The organism is Asinibacterium sp. OR53 (assembly GCF_000515315.1).
Lineage (GTDB): Bacteria > Bacteroidota > Bacteroidia > Chitinophagales > Chitinophagaceae > Sediminibacterium.
On the sequence record NZ_KI911562.1, the window covers coordinates 1,496,085 to 1,513,532 of the forward strand.

At 46.6% G+C, this 17,448-nt stretch carries 13 protein-coding genes; 8 read left to right on the forward strand and 5 right to left on the reverse strand.

The genetic code is table 11. The features are described from left to right. Positions 1-19: 19 nt before the first annotated feature. Both SEDOR53_RS0106770 and SEDOR53_RS0106775 read left to right on the forward strand, forming a co-directional pair. Complete coding sequence (locus SEDOR53_RS0106770; protein ID WP_026769047.1) at positions 20-433, forward strand: EamA family transporter; 414 nt, start codon at positions 20-22, stop codon at positions 431-433. Positions 434-496: 63 nt separating this feature from the next. Continuing rightward, complete coding sequence (locus SEDOR53_RS0106775; RefSeq protein ID WP_026769048.1) at positions 497-1,525, forward strand: YncE family protein; 1,029 nt, start codon at positions 497-499, stop codon at positions 1,523-1,525. A gap of 6 nt (positions 1,526-1,531) precedes the next feature. Here the strand turns inward: SEDOR53_RS0106775 and SEDOR53_RS0106780 are convergent, their stop codons facing one another. Beyond that, complete coding sequence (locus SEDOR53_RS0106780; protein ID WP_026769049.1) at positions 1,532-2,731, reverse strand: anhydro-N-acetylmuramic acid kinase; 1,200 nt, start codon at positions 2,729-2,731, stop codon at positions 1,532-1,534. A 110-nt stretch (positions 2,732-2,841) separates the two neighbouring features. Between SEDOR53_RS0106780 and SEDOR53_RS0106785 the strand changes: the two genes are divergently transcribed. The 6 genes from SEDOR53_RS0106785 (at position 2,842) to SEDOR53_RS0106810 (ending at position 13,439) form a co-directional block, all read left to right on the forward strand. Next, on the forward strand, positions 2,842-3,585 hold the full coding sequence (locus tag SEDOR53_RS0106785; RefSeq protein ID WP_026769050.1) for a DeoR/GlpR family DNA-binding transcription regulator: 744 nt from the start codon (positions 2,842-2,844) through the stop codon (positions 3,583-3,585). A 20-nt stretch (positions 3,586-3,605) separates the two neighbouring features. Further along, positions 3,606-6,719: a SusC/RagA family TonB-linked outer membrane protein gene (locus SEDOR53_RS0106790; protein WP_037360719.1), complete on the forward strand. Its 3,114-nt coding sequence runs from the start codon at positions 3,606-3,608 to the stop codon at positions 6,717-6,719. A gap of 18 nt (positions 6,720-6,737) precedes the next feature. Then, complete coding sequence (locus tag SEDOR53_RS0106795; protein ID WP_026769052.1) at positions 6,738-8,033, forward strand: RagB/SusD family nutrient uptake outer membrane protein; 1,296 nt, start codon at positions 6,738-6,740, stop codon at positions 8,031-8,033. 73 nt (positions 8,034-8,106) lie between these two features. After that, the gene (locus SEDOR53_RS0106800; RefSeq protein WP_026769053.1) at positions 8,107-11,481 is read left to right on the forward strand and encodes a response regulator; all 3,375 of its coding nucleotides are present in this window, start codon (positions 8,107-8,109) and stop codon (positions 11,479-11,481) included. A gap of 1 nt (position 11,482) precedes the next feature. After that, on the forward strand, positions 11,483-12,307 hold the full coding sequence (locus tag SEDOR53_RS0106805; RefSeq protein WP_026769054.1) for a protein-glutamate O-methyltransferase CheR: 825 nt from the start codon (positions 11,483-11,485) through the stop codon (positions 12,305-12,307). A gap of 19 nt (positions 12,308-12,326) precedes the next feature. Then, positions 12,327-13,439, forward strand: coding sequence for an ATP-binding protein (locus SEDOR53_RS0106810; protein WP_026769055.1), 1,113 nt, complete (start codon positions 12,327-12,329; stop codon positions 13,437-13,439). 1 nt (position 13,440) lies between these two features. Here the strand turns inward: SEDOR53_RS0106810 and SEDOR53_RS0106815 are convergent, their stop codons facing one another. The 4 genes from SEDOR53_RS0106815 to lpxD are packed head-to-tail and all read right to left on the reverse strand — an operon-like array spanning position 13,441 to position 17,429. Then, complete coding sequence (locus tag SEDOR53_RS0106815; protein ID WP_026769056.1) at positions 13,441-14,052, reverse strand: ATP-binding cassette domain-containing protein; 612 nt, start codon at positions 14,050-14,052, stop codon at positions 13,441-13,443. Positions 14,053-14,077: 25 nt separating this feature from the next. Beyond that, positions 14,078-14,875: an acyl-ACP--UDP-N-acetylglucosamine O-acyltransferase gene (gene lpxA, locus SEDOR53_RS0106820; protein ID WP_026769057.1), complete on the reverse strand. Its 798-nt coding sequence runs from the start codon at positions 14,873-14,875 to the stop codon at positions 14,078-14,080. Between the two features lie 52 nt (positions 14,876-14,927). Continuing rightward, on the reverse strand, positions 14,928-16,334 hold the full coding sequence (locus tag SEDOR53_RS0106825) for a bifunctional UDP-3-O-[3-hydroxymyristoyl] N-acetylglucosamine deacetylase/3-hydroxyacyl-ACP dehydratase (RefSeq protein ID WP_026769058.1): 1,407 nt from the start codon (positions 16,332-16,334) through the stop codon (positions 14,928-14,930). 39 nt (positions 16,335-16,373) lie between these two features. Beyond that, positions 16,374-17,429: a UDP-3-O-(3-hydroxymyristoyl)glucosamine N-acyltransferase gene (lpxD, locus tag SEDOR53_RS0106830; protein ID WP_026769059.1), complete on the reverse strand. Its 1,056-nt coding sequence runs from the start codon at positions 17,427-17,429 to the stop codon at positions 16,374-16,376. Positions 17,430-17,448 lie beyond the last annotated feature (19 nt).

The following is a 17,448-nucleotide window of genomic DNA, read 5'->3' on the forward strand; positions in this document are numbered from 1 at the left end:
ACTATTCAAATCGAATAATATGTGGTGGGTCTATGCATTATTATCCGCCTTGTTTGCGGCATTGACGGCCATTTTTGCCAAGATAGGCGTCAGTAATATGAATTCCAACCTGGCCACGGCCATCCGTACGGTGGTCATATTGCTGGTGGCCTGGGGCATTGTACTGGCACGCAATGAAACCAAGGGGATCACTACTTTGTCGAAGCAAAATCTTTTGTTCCTGGTGATATCAGGTATCACTACCGGCTTGTCGTGGGTATTCTATTTCAAAGCGTTGCAAATGGGAAAAGTTTCACAGGTGGCGCCGGTAGATAAACTGAGTATCGCGCTCACCATCATCTTATCCGCCGTTTTTCTAAAAGAAGTAATGACTGTACGGGTACTGGCCGGCGCCCTGCTCATCATTGCCGGCACACTGGTACTGATCAAATAAGCGGCTTCAGAATTGCTTCAGAAAGGTGTATTTATTTTATGCTTCAACTAAATCAATACAACCATGAAACAATCACTGGCAAAAGCAATGGTTATCGGAATGATAACCCTGGCCACTTTTCAGCAAGCGGCCAATGCCCAGGCTGGCAAAAACCTTCATATCCTTTCCACCTACCATATTGCCAGTAATGGCGGATGGGATTACATTGCCATTCAACCCAATTCGAACAGGGTTTTTGTTTCACATGGTACACAGGTGAATGTGCTCGACAAACAAACGGGTGATTCACTGGGCTATATTCCCAACACAGAGGGCGTGCATGGTATTGCATTTGTACCTGCTTTGAACAAAGGCTATACCAGCAACGGAAGAGCGGGTAACGCCACTGTCTTCAACCTGAAAACCCTCGCTGTTACAGGCACGATAAAAACAGGTGAAAATCCCGATGCTATATTTTACGATACACATAGCAAAAAAATAGTGATCTGCAATGGGAGAAGCAAGGACCTTACATTCATCGATCCAGCAACCGATAAAGTGGTGGCTACTGTTCCCGTAGGAGGAAAACCGGAAACTGCAGTGAGTAATGAGGCAGGAAAAATATATGTGAATGTGGAAGATAAAAATGAGATCGTAGTGGTGAATGCGAACACTTACAAAGCAGAAGCACACTGGTCTTTATTGCCCGGCGAAGCGCCAACCGGTTTGGCAATCGACACAAAAACCAAAAGATTGTTCGCAGCTTGCGGCGATAATAAATTATTGGTTGTGATGAATGCAGAGAATGGAGCGATCGTTGCCCAATTGCCTATTGGCGATGGTTGTGATGGCGACTGCTTCGACCCTCAGTTACATAATATCTATACATCGAATGGCGAAGGAACCATTACGGTAATACATGAAGGTTCAAAAGATCAATTCACTGTAACAGCGAACATACCTACTAAAAAAAGCGCCCGTACCATTGCACTGGATGAAGCTACACATAAGCTCTACCTACCCGCTGCAGATTTCGAAGCGCAGGCTCCGGGAGCAACAGGAAGGCCTAAGATGAAACCAGGCAGCTTCCAGGTGCTGGTAGTAGGAAACTAACTTAAACTAAGACGGAAAGCTGATCTTCCCCATGCTCACATGGGGAATTCCGTTTTGCAGGGAACCCATCTGCGTTTGCCCGCCGCAGACCGTTTCGTTGGCCAGTACAGCAAACAATACCGCTTCTTTTGCATCGGGATGGATGTGAAGTTCACTCGTATTCCTGAAAATAATACCAGGCAATTGATCCTGCATGTGCTGCATGAGCAAAGGGTTGTGCATGCCACCGCCGCTTACATACACAACATACGCTTTTTTACGCATACAGCGACGCAGGGCATCCACGATCATATCCGCAGAAAAACGATTGAGTGTTGCCATGGTATCTGCATGCGAAAGATGATCAATACCGGCGCGGCTCATCGCACTGTTGAGATAGAGCAGGTTGAATAATTCGGGACCGATGGTTTTAGGAAATTCCAGGGCAAAGAATGTATGTTGCTTTAACTCATGCAAAAGACCCTGGTGAATATTACCCTGCCTGGCGATGTTCGCATTTTCATCGAAATGATGACCGGGAAAATGTTGTTGTATGTATGCGTCCATCATTGTATTACCTGCTCCTGTATCGCTGCAGAATACTTCTGCGGCATTGCGGTTCGAGGGCAGGTAAGTAAAATTGGCAATACCGCCGATATTCAGCATGATGCGGTCTTCAGTATCACTGCTAAATATCAGGTAATCGCCGAAAACCGCCAGTGGAGCGCCTTCTCCGCCGGCAGCAATATGCTTCTGCCTGAAATCACTGATGGTAATAATGCCGGTGCCCACTGCTAAATGATCTCCATCGCCGATCTGTAAAGTGGCATTGCCAAACTGGTCTTGCGGGTGCAGCAATTTAGGCGCATGGTAGATGGTCTGTCCATGGCTCGCCAGCAGGTCTACCTGCGCTGCGTTTATTTGCCATTCCTGTAAACACCGGTTTACCAGCCGTGCATGTTCCTGCGCCACCCATGCATTGAGCACGCATACTTTTTCCAGGTCAACCGAACGCTTCGAAAAAACCGATCTGATCTCTTCCCTGAACCCGTTTTCGTAAGGAATGGTCTGGAATGCCTGCAACGCAATATTGGTATGGAGACCGCTACCCGAAAAGCGGCATAATGCCAGGTCCAGTCCGTCTACAGAAGTGCCACTCATCAGCCCGAGGATAAGCCGCTCTTCTTTTCCTGATATATGATATAATTTCTCAATATTTTGATTCATTTGCCTATTTTTTGCGCTAAAAAACGCATATTTTATGCGCTAATTTGCATATTTTTTTGTGTTTTCGCGCTATTATGCATTATTTTTAAAAGCCCAATTGCCATACTACCATGCTGAAAACAGAACGACAGGCTTATATCCTGAGGAAAATCGACCTCCATAACAGGGTATTATCCTCCGATCTGAGTACTGAAATTAATGTATCCGAAGATACTATCCGCCGTGACCTGAACGAGCTGGCAGAGCTGGACAAGATCATCAAAGTATATGGAGGAGCTTTATCCAAATCTTTCCACAGCTCTTTTTTGCGATCCAATGTATACAAAGCCGATGGTAAAAAGATCATTGCCGAAAAAGCGGTATCACTGGTACAGCATGATATGTTTATCCTTACCACGGGCGGCACCACTGTTGTAGAAATGGCGCGGATACTACCACCGGGCCTGCAGGCCACTTTTTTTACGGGGAGCATTCCTGCAGCTTATGAATATGCGCAACATCCGAACATACAGGTCATTTTCATGGGTGACAGAATATCCAAAAGTTCACAGATAGCGGTTGGAGGAGAAGCCATTTCCAGGATAAACAGTATCAAAGCCGACTTATGTTTTCTGGGCATCAACGCGATAGACGGTGCGGGTGTGTCTGACAATGATTGGGAAGTAGTACAGGTAAAGCAGGCCATGATCAAAGCCTCGAAGAAAACGGTGGTCTTGTCGATCACTGAAAAGATCAATACACGCCAGCGTTTTGCGGTATGCGGACTGGATGAGATAGACACCATCATTACGGATTCTGAGCCTGAGAACCCTTTATTCGAAGGTTTTGTGGCAGCCGGGGTTAAACTTTTGTAAACTTAAACACTGCAATAATTATGAACATCACACTTTCAGGCAAACGGGCCATGCCCTGCATGTTGCTACTGCTGTGTCTGGTGGCGTCAGTCACTTACGCGCAGGTTCGCATCAGCGGCAAGCTAACCAACAAAAGAGGCGCCGGTATTGAAGCGGCCTCGGTTGTTATCAAAGGAACGAGCAACGGTATTGCTACCGATAACAGTGGCGCTTATCATTTTTCCGCACCATTGAAACCGGGAAAACATACAGTGGTATTTTCAAGCACAGGATATCTTCCCCAGGAAATATTACTTACTGTTTCAGAAGGCAATAATAATTATACCCTCAACGCAGAACTGAATGAAGACATTGGTAAACTCGATGAAGTGATTGTTACCGGTACATCCCAGGGAACCACCAGGAGACAACTGGGTAGTTATATCAGTTCGGTTTCGGCTGACGAACTCACCAAAGGTGCTACGGGTAATGTACTGGCAGCGCTGCAAGGAAAAACAGCGGGCGCGCAGATATCGCAGAACTCCGGTGATCCTGCAGGTGGGTTGTCGGTACGGCTGAGAGGTATCAGCTCTATCTCATCCGGTTCTGATCCTTTGTACATTGTTGATGGTGTGATCGTAAACAACGCCACTACCCGCGTAACCAATACGTCGGGCAATTACGATGGCGGCAATTTTGTGGGATCGATTGGCCAAAGCAGGCTCACAGATATCAACCCCGAAGACATTGAGCGGATAGAAGTACTGAACGGAGCTGCTGCAGCTGCCATCTATGGTAGCCGGGCTAACGCAGGTGTGGTGCAGATATTCACTAAAAAAGGTAAGAGCGGCGCACCGAAAGTTAGTTTCTCTACCAGTTATATTTCGAGCAGTCTCCGTAAGAAGCTCGACGTGAACCAATCGCCCACCAAATTCGGCGGACCTACCGATGGCCCCGGTGCACAAACACAGGATGTGCTTATTACAACACTCACCAATACTACACCTGTAACGCGTTACGATTACCAGGATTATATTTTCAGGAATGCCGGCGGAACCGATAACAATGTTTCGGTGAGCGGTGGTACCGACAAAACCAAATACTATGTATCGGGCGCTTATTTTTTCAACCAGGGCATTGTGCGTAATACCGATTACCAACGGTTCAGCTTTCGCAGTAATGTCGACCAGGTGCTGAACAAATGGGCGACTTTTAACATCGGACTGAATTATATCAACAGTACATCCAATGAAAAACCCGATGGCAACTCGTTTTTCTCACCCACCAACTCGGTTACCATCATTGGTAATTTTCACAACATCTGGGCCAGGGACGCATTGGGCAATATACAGGCTGTGGGTGAAAGAGGACGTGTTAACCCGGTTTCGGTGATAGAAGACATCAAACAGAAACAAACCACCAACCGCATCATTGCAAATCTGGGACTGAAATTGAAGCCCATTAAAAGGCTTACGGTAGACTATGCCATGGGTATCGACAATTATACGCAAAACGGTACTACTTATATCCCGCCGTTTGCCTATAATGTAAATACGGCTTTCTACGGCGGCGGCCCATCACTCGATGCTACTTTGAATGGGTATGCGAGCACCGGCAACGATAATTTCTTTGCCATCAACCACGATCTCAACGCCACATATAATATTGACATCACCCCTAAGATCAATTCTGTAACACAAGTAGGTTTCTCTCAGCAATACGAGAAGAACAGCTATTCCCTCTTACAGGGTCGCGGGTTGGCGCCTTTTGTGCAAACCGTTAGCGGTGTGAGCACGAAGATGGATGGAGTAGATAGCAGATCGGAATTATCGGTATACGGAACATACATACAACAAAATTTCAAATACCGTAACCAGTTCTTTGTAACAGGCGCGGTTCGGGTAGACGGATCTTCTGTGTTTGGTGAAAACCAACGCAACCAGACTTACTATAAAGCCAGTGGAAGCTATGTATTGTCGGGCGCCGATTATTGGAACAAATGGGGCGTATCCAAATGGTGGAACCTGATGAAACTGCGGTTGGCTTACGGACAAAGCGGTAACCTCACCGGGATAGGTGCGTATGACCGCTTCAATACTTACCTGCCTTCTTCTTACCTGGGCAGGACCGCTTTGAATTCACAATCGGTGCTGGCCAATGAAAATATAAAGCCTGAAAGACAGGAAGAAACAGAGCTGGGTATGGACCTTTCTTTCTTTTCAGGAAGACTGGGCCTTACAGTAAATGTTTACAACAAGAAAGTAAAGGACCTGCTCATCGATCGTTTCATTGCACCTACTTCGGGCTTCTCCAGTCTGCGGGATAATTTCGGCTCTTTGGAAAACAAAGGATATGAGTTGGTGCTGACCGGCAAACCTGTTGTGAAGAAAGATTTCAACTGGGACCTGACCGCTATCTTCAATCACAATCGTAACAAGGCGGTGAGCATTGGCCAGGCGTTGATACTGCTCAGTACCAACGCAGGCGCACCCGTTGCCATTATTCAGGGGCAGCCGATCGGTGTTTTTTACGGAACCTTCTTTGCAACGGACCCCAATGGTGCATTGGTGAAGAACGGCAGTGGTTTCCCTCAAACAGAAAGAGGCACGCAGAATTCCGTGTTGAGTTATACTACGGGAAGAGATGCAACAACCGGATTGCCTGTGGGAAGCGTGCTGCGTAAAGTGATTGGTAATCCCAACCCGGATTATACAGGAAGCCTGGTGAATGAGTTCTCTTATAAAAAACTCAGCCTGCGCGTGCAGGTAGATGTGGTGCATGGTATGAATGTTTTCAATGCCGACTTCCGTACAAGGCAGGGTGTAGGTAATGGTAAAGTGGCAGAACAGGAACAAAGAGGTCTTCTTCCACGAGGGTATGTCAGCAGCATTTATGCCATCGAACAATGGCGCATCGATGATGGATCATTTATCAAACTGCGCGAGGTATCGCTGGCATATCATCTCGGTAAGGTGAAATGTTTCAGCGACCTGAGCCTCAGCCTCAGCGGCCGTAACCTGATCAGTTGGGATCATTACAACGGGTACGATCCGGAAGTAAATGCAGGAGGACAAAGCACCATTCTCAGAGGAATTGATTTTGGTTCAACGCCCATACCCAGGACTTTCAGTTTTGGTATACAGGCAAAATTTTAATTCCTAAAAACTAATTACATGAAAAAGATAATTTCCATCACCATATATAGCAGCCTTGCAGCCTTATTGATCCAGGCAACGGGTTGTAAAAAAGATTATACAAACCCCAATGCGGCTACGTCAACACAGGTATTGAGTTCGGCAAAGGGATTGGTTGGCGTAGTAGTGGGTATTCAAAAAACATATACGGCGAACGTAGCTTACGGAATGTCCGATGCAACAGGATTGGTTACCAATGAAACTTTCCTGCTCAATCCGGGTAATACTTCCGAACTGCAGTTTTCAACCGGCGGCACGGCAGTGGATGGTACCAATGGTTTGTTGGGTAATGTATGGACATCGGCATCTAAAGTGATTTACGATGCCAATAATGTGATCATTGCCGCCTCACAGTTGAGTGATAAAGGATATGCCAGCGGACTGATCGGCTATGCTTCGATCCTGAAAGCGCTCTCTATCGGATGCATGGCTGGTTATTGGGAGAAAGTGCCTGATACCATTGGCATCAACAATACTACTTTCTCTGATCGCATGACAGGTTATGCACGCGCTATCGCTGCGATCGACAAAGCGATCACCACCATCAATGCCAATGCGATCAGCAATACTTTCCTTACCGATTTACCTGCGGGCGTTGACATTGTAAATACCCTTTATGCGCTGAAAGCCAGGTACCAGTTGTTCAGTAATAATTATGCAGGTGCATTAGCTGCCGCCAACATGGTGGATCTGAGTAAAAAATCGGTCTTTAATTTTGAAGCGGCCAATCCGAATCCAGTTTTCAATGCGGTTACTTCTACCAATAACGTGTATCAGCCGGTAGATTCCACGTTGGGGTTGCCGGCTTCCATTGTGCCTGATCTGAGCGATAAGCGGGTTTCGTTCTATACTACCGTCAATGCTACCATCAATCCACGTTTCCGTCTCAATGGTTTTTGGAACAGCGCTACTATGGCCATACCATTGTATTATCCAGGTGAAATAAGCCTCATCAAGGCAGAAGCTTATGCCCGCCAATCGACCCCCGACCTGGTCAATGGTATCGTTGAGTTGAACAAGGTGGTTACCAAGAAGCCTGCTAATGATGCGTTGGGTATAGGGGCAGACCTTCCCCCGGTAGCGCCTGTAACGGCGGCCGACCTGTTGCTGCAGATATACCGGAACCGTTGTATTGAGTTATACCTCTCGGGTATGAAACTGGAAGATATGCGGCGTTTTGGAAGGCCCACCAGTGAACGTAAACGCAACCTGTTCCCTTATCCTTTCCGTGAAAGAGACAGCAATGCGAATACGCCGGCTGACCCGGTATTCTAAACGAAACAGGAAGAATCATAATAAAAAGAGCTCTTTAAAGGGCTCTTTTTATTATTTGAAGTAATTTCCCTCCATGTTTAGATCAATGCCGTTTAAATTATACTTAGGCCTGGGCATAGCCGTTTTACTCGTGCTGACAGTAGGATATGTGTCCATTACTTCCATGCAACGGGAAGAAAAGGAAGCAAAATTGGTGACACATTCCAATAAGGTGATCAATTTGGTGAGGCAGATACGTCACGAAATATCCCAACTGAGGAGCGCACGCAGGGTTTACTGGGCAACCGGCGACTACCATTATATGGAACCCTGGGAAAAAGTAAGTACCACTATTCCAACGCAATTGGACCAACTGGCAGAAATGGTTTCCGACGATGCAGTACAGACTCGGAATGTACAACGCCTCGATGCCCAGATATCCCATGTATTGACTTATTGGGCTCATGAAGGGAAAGTGGATCTGAATGCCGGAAAAGATGCTGAAGTGCGATTGCTGGTAGAAGAAGAAAAAAGACTGGATGATGTATACGCACAGTTCGAGCTGACGAAAGGAGAAGAGCAAAGGATACTGTTGATGAGAGAAAATGAAGTGACCCAATACAACCGGCAAACAAGAACGATCCTGTACGTTGGGGTCGCTATACTGTTGCTGATTGTATTACTACTGGTTAATTCCATTCTGCAGGTACTCAGGAGCCGTTACAAGGCAGGCAAAATACTGCAAAGCAACCTGGATGAAATGGCAAAACTCAACCAGGTGGCATACGATAAAAACTGGACACTCGAGGGCTTCAGTTATGTGAATAACAGGATACAATGGGTTGAGTCCACACAGGTGCTGGCTGATAAAATCATTCATGCACTTGTTGAATACCTGGAAGTGCCTGCCGGCGCTATTTATTTTTTCAAAGAAGAAGAGCAGGAGCTGGAGATGGTAGCGGCCGTATCTGTAGGAAGGGCTTCCATCAAAAAATTCAAACTGGGCGAAGGCATTGTAGGAAATGCCGCCATGCAGAAAATGCCCAGCCTCATCAAACATATCCCTCCTTCTTATTGGCGGGTGGTTACCGGTTTGGGCGAGATCACCGGTAACGGACAGATCATGTGTGTTCCCTTATGGGTAAATGGAGAGTTGAAAGGATTGATTGAACTGGGTTGTTTCGATAGTTTCACACCGCTTCAACAAACCTTGCTGAATAATATCGGCGATATGCTGGGAACTGCCATCAACTCTGCCCAGGCCCGCGATAAAATAGAGACCCTTTTACAGGAAGTGCAGGAGCAGCAGGAAGAATTACAGCAAGCCAACGACGAATTGAGCCGGCAAACCGAAGAGTTGCTGGCTTCTGAAGAAGAACTACGAGCGCAGGAAAACGAGCTCAAGCAGGTCAATATTGAATTGAATGAGCGCAACAACTTAATAGAAGAAGCCAGGAAAAACCTGTCGGTCAAAGCAAAAGAACTGGAAGCATCGAGCCGGTATAAGTCGGAATTCCTGGCCAATATGTCGCACGAACTGAGAACTCCATTGAACAGCATCCTGATACTGGCCAAGCTGATGTCCGATAATAAAGATGGGAACCTTACCAACAAGCAGGTAGAATACGCTACGATCATTGGTAAATCGGGTAAAGATTTGTTGGCGCTGATCAATAACATACTGGACCTATCAAAGATCGAAGCGGGTAAAATAGAACTGGAAATAGAAGATGTAGTCTTGAAGGATGTAAAGTCAGACCTGGAACAACTGTTCAAAATAGTGGCTTCGGAGAAAAAAGTGCAACTGAACATTGAGATGGCCAAAACAGCGCCCAAACAAATTCGTTCCGATAAACAAAAACTGGAACAGGTATTGAAAAACCTGCTCTCCAATGCCTTTAAGTTTACTCCGGCAGGCGGATCTATTTCGGTTGCAATCGGAAACAAGAACCAGTTCCAGGAAGATTGGCTGGAGATCAGTGTATCAGACACAGGCATAGGCATATCAGATGATAAACAACAACTGATCTTCGAAGCTTTCCAGCAGGCAGACGGTTCTACGAGCAGGAAATACGGCGGTACCGGATTGGGATTGTCGATCAGCAAGGAGCTGGTAAGACTGCTGGGCGGTAAAATTGAAGTGTTCAGCGAAGAAGGGAAAGGAAGCACTTTTACCTTGATGCTTCCGCGCGTATTTGAAATGAAAAACGAGGAAAAAGTTCCTGAAGAAGTAGCGCTGTTGAAGGCTTATGAAGCCAGCGAGGAATCACAACTGGAAGACGATAAGACCCATATCGGTCCGGACGATAAAGTGATGCTCATCATAGAAGACGATGTGAATTTCGCAACCATCACCCGTGATTTCGCCCGGGAGAAAGGATACAAAGTGATCATGGCACTGAGAGGTGATATCGGGTTCTTATATGCCAAACGATTCAAACCAACGGCCATCATACTCGATATCCAGTTGCCCGTCATGGATGGATGGACCCTGCTTAAAAAATTCAAAGCAGATGCCGAATTGAAAGATATTCCTGTACACATCATTTCTGCTTTTGATGATAACAGGCTCAAACATGCCGGCGTACTGGCTTACCTGAAAAAGCCGGTAGATATGGAAGGCCTGGAGCAGGCGTTCGGATTGATATCGAAGCACATTGACGCGGATGAGAAAAAAATACTGATCGTATCTGACAATCATTTCCATGAAGAAGAACTGGAGCACCTGTTCAAAGAAAAAGACCACCAGGTTTCTTTTGAGCAGGTACGCTCGATACAATCGGCTGCAGAGAAGATTGCCGTGAGCAAGTATGATTGTGTGATTGTGAATGTAGAACAAAACATCGATATCCATGCAGCACAGCAGATGAGCGAACAACTGCATAACAAGGAACTGCCACTGATCATTTACCTCGATGAGGACATCAGTTCGGAAGAAGAACTGCAATTGCGGAAAATATCGGATGTTATTGTAAGGCATTCCGGAACAGCCAACAGCAGGCTGATCGATGAGCTTGAGTTGTTCCTGTATAAAATGCATGAGTTAGACCATAAAACAACGCCGGCTGTGCACACTTCCGTTGCTGCGAATGTTTCCCTGCAACAAAAAAAGATATTGGTGGTAGACGATGATATGCGCAATGTATTTGCATTGAGTGCGGTACTGGAATCGAACCAGATGGAAGTGGTCATTGCCAGTGACGGTAAAGAGTCGCTCGACCAATTGAAAAAACATAAAGACATTGACCTGGTATTGATGGACATCATGATGCCGGAAATGGATGGCTATGAAGCGATGAAATTGATCAGGAACGATTTGAAATTGACACTTCCCATCATAGCGGTTACCGCCAAAGCCATGGTGGGCGACAGGGAAAAATGTATTGCAGCAGGTGCATCGGATTACATAGCCAAACCATTGGATATGCAAAAACTGCTTTCACTCATGCGGGTTTGGTTAACCAAATAATATGCTATCCAAACTGCAGATAACCCATACAGAGATAAAGACCGTACTCGACCTGCTGTACCGGCAGTATGGGTACGATTTTTCGAATTATACCAAAGCATCTTTGCGCAGGCGATTACAGAAATTGATGTACGATAAGAAAACGGATACGGGGGCAGCGCTGATAGCCATGCTCACAACGAATCCCGAAACCTTCAGCGACCTGCTGGAAGTGCTCACGGTGAATGTAACAGAAATGTTCCGCGATCCCCCCTTTTTCAAAACTTTACGGGAGAAAGTGATACCGGTACTGGCGTCTTATCCAGCCATCAAAATCTGGCATGCCGGCTGTGCCACGGGGGAAGAGGTATACTCTACGTGTATCTTGTTATACGAAGCAGGGTTACTGCATCGCTCCCGCATTTATGCAACGGACATTAACCCGGCGAATGTTGAAAAAGCTGCATCAGGCATTTTGTCGTTGAGTCGGATGAAGGGAAACACTTCGAATTACCTGCAATCCGGAGGTATTCACGATTTTTCCGATTATTATACTGCCATGTATGATAAAGTGATCATTAGAAAAGATATCAGGGAAAGGGTAGTATTCCAGCAACACAGCCTGGTTACGGACGGCTCTTTCAACGAGTTCCAGCTCATTTTCTGCAGGAATGTAATGATTTATTTTGATAAGGCTTTACAGAACAATGTGGTGAAACTTTTTTATGACAGCCTGATACCGCTGGGATTCCTGGCGCTGGGTATGAAAGAATCCCTGCTTTTTTCAGAGGTGCAGGACTGCTTTGAAATGTTTGATGCGGGAGTTAAAATATTCAGGAAGCAATAACTATTTTATGTTTTGAAATATGCAATCAAAAGAAACCTTGCAAGAATTCACTATCCTGTTGGTAGACGACCGGCCGGAAAACCTGATCTCACTGGAAGAGTTACTCATACAACCCGGACGGCGCTTCCTCAAAGCGCAATCGGGCAATGAGGCTTTGCGGCTGGTCTTGAAACACGAAAACATCGGCCTGATCATGCTCGATGTGCAGATGCCTGATATGGATGGGTTTGAAGTGGCACGTATTCTCAAATCGAATGCAAAGACAAAAGATATCTCTATCATCTTTGTAACGGCTTTGAGCAGGGAAGAACATTTTATACTGAAAGGTTTTGAAGAAGGCGCTGTTGATTATCTATCCAAGCCACTCGATATTAACGTGGTAAGGGCTAAAGTGAATGTATTCGAACAACTGTATTTTCACCAGGTAGAATTAAAGTCTACTCTCTCGGAACTCAAGCGGATCAACAAACGACTGGAACAATTCGTTTACATCGTTTCCCATGATCTCAAGTCGCCCCTGTCTTCCATGATGCTCCTGATGGAACTGATCAGGGAAGATGAACTGGTAATGGCCAATCCCGAGTTAAAAGAAAACATCGACCTGTTGCACGGCGCATCCGGGCGCTTATCGAATATGATCGCTTCCTTGTTGGAACATTCACGTACCAGTCTGGCAAATCATGCAATCGAGGAAGTGAACACCAGCGAGTTGGTGCGGGAAGTAGTGGCGCTCCTGTTCCCACCCGATCAGATGACCATTAACATACGGGAACCCTTGCCTGTAATCAATACCCATAAGATCGGCTTGCAACAAGTATTCCAGAACCTGCTGAGCAACGCCATCAAATACAACGACAAAGAAAAAGGAATCATCGAGATAGGCGCGTCTGACAAAGGTCATTGGGTAGAATTCTATGTCAAAGACAACGGACCGGGCATCGCTGATAACGACCAGGAACGGATCTTTAAATTATTTGAAACGACGGCACATCATTCTTCGCGCGACAGTAGCACAGGCATCGGATTGAATCTCCTGAAAGTATTGGTAGAAGAGCAGGGAGGAAAGATCTGGGTAGACTCGGTGAAAGACGAAGGCAGCACTTTTTATTTTGAATGGGAAAAGAACCACTGATCTACTTGTAATCAGACATCTGCAACCGCTCATTACAAAAATCATATTCCAGCGGATCGTTACTGCTTACAATAACGAGTTTGTTACCGGCATATTCGCCTATCAGCCTGTGATATAATGCATAGCCGGCCTTGTCGAGATTGGTACAAGGCTCGTCGAGCAACAGCAGCGGAACATCGGAAAAAAAAGCCTGCGCCAGTTTGATACGTTGTTTCATGCCGCTGCTGTAATAGCGGATCTGTTTGTGTGCCGCGTGTGGTAATTCCACTTTGTCCAGTATCGTTGCTGCATCCAATGCCATGGGTTTGAAAGACGCATGAAAAGAAAGAAATTCCAGCGCCGTCATTTCTTCTATCAATTCCAGGTAGGGTGCTGCCATGGCCAGTTGCTGGTAGATGGTATCACCGGCTATGTTTTTGTTCTGCTGTGTATAAACGCAGTCGCCGGTGCTGAGGGTAATACTTCCGGCAATGGATTGGAGCAAGGTACTCTTACCGCTTCCGTTAGCGCCGGTAATCGCATACGCACTACCGGTCTCTAACCGGTAGTTGACGCCACGAAATATCCAATCCCGGTTAAACCTTTTTCCAGCATTGGATAATTCAATGATCATATCTGTATTTGCTAGTTTTCTAACGTTAGTCTTCGTCGCTACCACCTTTTACATAACGTTTGATGATACCTCTTCCGCTTTCCCGGATAAACGTTACGATCTCGTCGCGCTCATCGCTGGCTGTCACTTCTTCTTCAATGAATTCGAGCGCCTGTGTGGTATTGAAACCTTTGTTGAAAATAATGCGGTAGATATCCAGTATATGGTTGATGCGTTCCAGTTCAAAGCCGCGGCGCTTGAGGCCTACGCTGTTCACACCACCATAACTGAGCGGGGTGCGTACAGCTTTGATATAAGGAGGTACGTCTTTACTAACAAGACTACCACCGGCAATATAAGCGTGCTGACCAATATTTACGAACTGGTGAACCGCACTCACACCGGCAATCCACGCCCAGTCGCCCATCACCACGTGGCCGGCGAGTTGAACGCTGTTGCTGAGTATACAGTTGTCGCCAATGATGCAGTCGTGCGCAATATGGCTGTAGGCCATGATAAGGCAATTGCTGCCTACCCTGGTTTTCCAGCGGTCGGTAGTACCGCGGTTGATGGTCACGAATTCGCGTATGGTAGTATTGTCGCCTACCTCGGCCGTTGTTTTTTCACCACTGAATTTCAGGTCCTGCGGAATACCGCCGATCACAGCGCCGGGAAAAATACGGGAGTTCTTTCCAATCCTCGACCCATCCATGATGGTAACATTGCTTCCAATCCAGGTGCCTTCTCCGATCTGCACATCACCATGTATCACAGTGAAAGGATCTATTTTCACATTAGGAGCGATCTTGGCATTAGGGTCGATGTAAGTATAAGGATGCGTCATTATTGTTGCTTCTTGTTTTGGGCAGGGCAGATTTAAAAATTTGATAAAACCATTAAGGGCGTTTCACTACCTGTGCCACCAGGTCGGCTTCCGTAGCTACCTTACCTCCCACATACACAGTTCCCCTCATTTCACAAATACCTCTGCGGATGGGGCCTGCAAATTCCATTTTCAATACCATGGTATCACCTGGTCTTACCATCTGCTTGAATTTGCAATTGTCTATTTTCAGGAAATAAGTATCGTATTGTCCTTCCGGCATGGAATTGATACAGAGGATGCCACCGGTTTGCGCCAGCGCTTCTATCTGCAATACACCCGGCATAACAGGGTTGCCGGGAAAATGTCCGGGGAAAAACCATTCATTGAACGTAACATTCTTCACACCCACTATATAAGTATCGGTAAGTTCAATGATTTTATCAACGAGCAGGAAAGGGTGTCGGTGCGGTAAGGTTTTCTCGATCTTTTCCAGCGTAAAAACAGGCGGCATGGTATGATCGTACACCGGCACATTCTTAACGTGCTTATTCTTTTTGATGTATTGTTTGATCTTTTTCGCAAACTCCACGTTGGTACTATGGCCGGGCCTGTTCGCAATGATCCGCGCTTTGATGGGATAACCGATCAGTGCCAGATCACCTACTACGTCGAGCAGCTTGTGACGGGCAGGTTCATTGGGGAAACGCAGCTCCAGGTTATTGAGATAACCTTCACTCTTCACCTCTATCTTATCGCGCTTGAACACTTTGGCCAGCCGGCCCATTTCTTCATCAGTCACCGGCTTGTCTACCACCACAATGGCGTTGTTGATATCACCGCCTTTGATGAGGTCGTTATCGAGCAACATTTCCAGCTCATGCAGGAAACAAAAAGTGCGGCAGGGCGCTATTTCTGTTTTGAAATCTTTGATGGTTTTCAGTCCGGCATGTTGGGTACCTAACACCGGGCTGTTGAAATCGATGAGTGTGGTTATCTGGTAGTCGATCGAAGGAAGGGCTACCATTTCAACGCGCTTGGCTTCATCGTAATGATAAATATTCTCATCGAGACTGTACCATGCTTTGGTGGCTTCCTGTTCTACCACCCCTGTTTCGGCAATCAGTTCTATAAAAGGACCGGAGCTGCCATCCATGATGGGGATCTCGGGGCCGTTGAGTTCAATCAAAGTATTGTCGATACCCATACCTACCAGGGCGGCCAGTACATGCTCCACAGTGCTCACTTTGGCATCGCCCACTTGTAAAGTGGTACCGCGGCTGGTATCGGTTACCAGGTCGCAATCGGCTTTGATGATGGGTTGGTTGGGAAGATCGATACGCTGGAACTGGATACCAAAGCCGGGATTGGCTGGTTTGAGGGTCATATCAACGGTAATTCCGGTATGTAATCCGGTACCACTGATATTGATAGAGCTATTAAGGGTATGTTGCTTATCCGGGTTGAAATGATTATCCATAGTCCGCAAAAATAGTACTTCATAAGCGTTTAATGCACCTTAAGGCACATTAACACGTTCAGCGAGCAACTGTTGTACCAGTTTTTCGAGTTCTTTTACCCTTTTTTCCAGTTGGGGGAGGTTACGGCTGATGGCCTGGCTGCGGATGGTACTGGCGTATTCATAGGCAGGGGTGCCGGTAACAGCGGTATTGGGTTCTTTGATCGATTTGGTTACCCCGCTTTGTCCGTTGATGCGCGCGCCATCGGCAATGTTCAGGTGGCCTGCGATGCCTGACTGGCCGCCCATCATCACATTCTTACCCAGCTTGGTGCTGCCGCTCACGCCTGACTGCGCTGCAATAACCGTGTTATTGCCTACTTCCACATTGTGTGCTATCTGTATGAGGTTATCCAGTTTAGCACCCGAGCGGATGATGGTAGAACCCATGGTAGCCCTGTCGATCGTAGCATTGGCGCCGATTTCCACGCAGTCTTCCACTACTACATTGCCTATCTGCGGTACTTTTTTAAAGCTGCCATCTTCCTGTGGCGCAAAACCGAATCCATCGCTTCCGATGATGGTTCCTGCATGGATGGTAACGTTACTACCTATAACGCAATCATGGTAAATCTTTACGCCTGCATGCAGCATGCAATTGTCGCCTACCTGTACGTTGTTGCCCAATACCACACCCGGGAGGAGTTTTACATTGTTACCAATGTGTACGTTCTCACCAATATGCACAAAAGCGGCTACGAATATATTGTCGCCCATTTTGGCGGAAGGAGCAATATAACTGGGCTGCTGGATACCGGTCAATTGCTGGGTCATCAGCTCCTGGTATTTGGCCAGCAGGGTGGCGAAAGCGGAATAAGCATCGGGAACGCGGATCAGGGTAGCATTCACCGCCTGCTTCAGTTCCAGCGATTCATTGACGATCACAATAGATGCCTGTGTCTGGTATAGGTATTCTTCGTATTTAGGGTTGGCAAGGAAGGAAAGCTGGCCGTTGCGGGCCTCTTCTATTTTTCCGAAACTACCCACCTGGGCATCGGCATTACCCTCCAGTTTGCCATTGATTATCAATGCTATTTGTGCGGCGGTAAACTGCATATCGAGATAGGGTTTATGG

What these genes read in the sequence shown, in the direction of transcription:
- SEDOR53_RS0106770 (WP_026769047.1), top strand. Translation starts at nt 20, where the DNA reads ATGTGGTGGGTCTATGCATTATTATCCGCCTTGTTTGCGGCATTGACG.
- SEDOR53_RS0106775 (WP_026769048.1), top strand. Translation starts at nt 497, where the DNA reads ATGAAACAATCACTGGCAAAAGCAATGGTTATCGGAATGATAACCCTG.
- SEDOR53_RS0106780 (WP_026769049.1), bottom strand. Translation starts at nt 2,731, where the DNA reads ATGAATCAAAATATTGAGAAATTATATCATATATCAGGAAAAGAAGAG.
- SEDOR53_RS0106785 (WP_026769050.1), top strand. Translation starts at nt 2,842, where the DNA reads ATGCTGAAAACAGAACGACAGGCTTATATCCTGAGGAAAATCGACCTC.
- SEDOR53_RS0106790 (WP_037360719.1), top strand. Translation starts at nt 3,606, where the DNA reads ATGAACATCACACTTTCAGGCAAACGGGCCATGCCCTGCATGTTGCTA.
- SEDOR53_RS0106795 (WP_026769052.1), top strand. Translation starts at nt 6,738, where the DNA reads ATGAAAAAGATAATTTCCATCACCATATATAGCAGCCTTGCAGCCTTA.
- SEDOR53_RS0106800 (WP_026769053.1), top strand. Translation starts at nt 8,107, where the DNA reads ATGTTTAGATCAATGCCGTTTAAATTATACTTAGGCCTGGGCATAGCC.
- SEDOR53_RS0106805 (WP_026769054.1), top strand. Translation starts at nt 11,483, where the DNA reads ATGCTATCCAAACTGCAGATAACCCATACAGAGATAAAGACCGTACTC.
- SEDOR53_RS0106810 (WP_026769055.1), top strand. Translation starts at nt 12,327, where the DNA reads ATGCAATCAAAAGAAACCTTGCAAGAATTCACTATCCTGTTGGTAGAC.
- SEDOR53_RS0106815 (WP_026769056.1), bottom strand. Translation starts at nt 14,052, where the DNA reads ATGATCATTGAATTATCCAATGCTGGAAAAAGGTTTAACCGGGATTGG.
- lpxA (WP_026769057.1), bottom strand. Translation starts at nt 14,875, where the DNA reads ATGACGCATCCTTATACTTACATCGACCCTAATGCCAAGATCGCTCCT.
- SEDOR53_RS0106825 (WP_026769058.1), bottom strand. Translation starts at nt 16,334, where the DNA reads ATGGATAATCATTTCAACCCGGATAAGCAACATACCCTTAATAGCTCT.
- lpxD (WP_026769059.1), bottom strand. Translation starts at nt 17,429, where the DNA reads ATGCAGTTTACCGCCGCACAAATAGCATTGATAATCAATGGCAAACTG.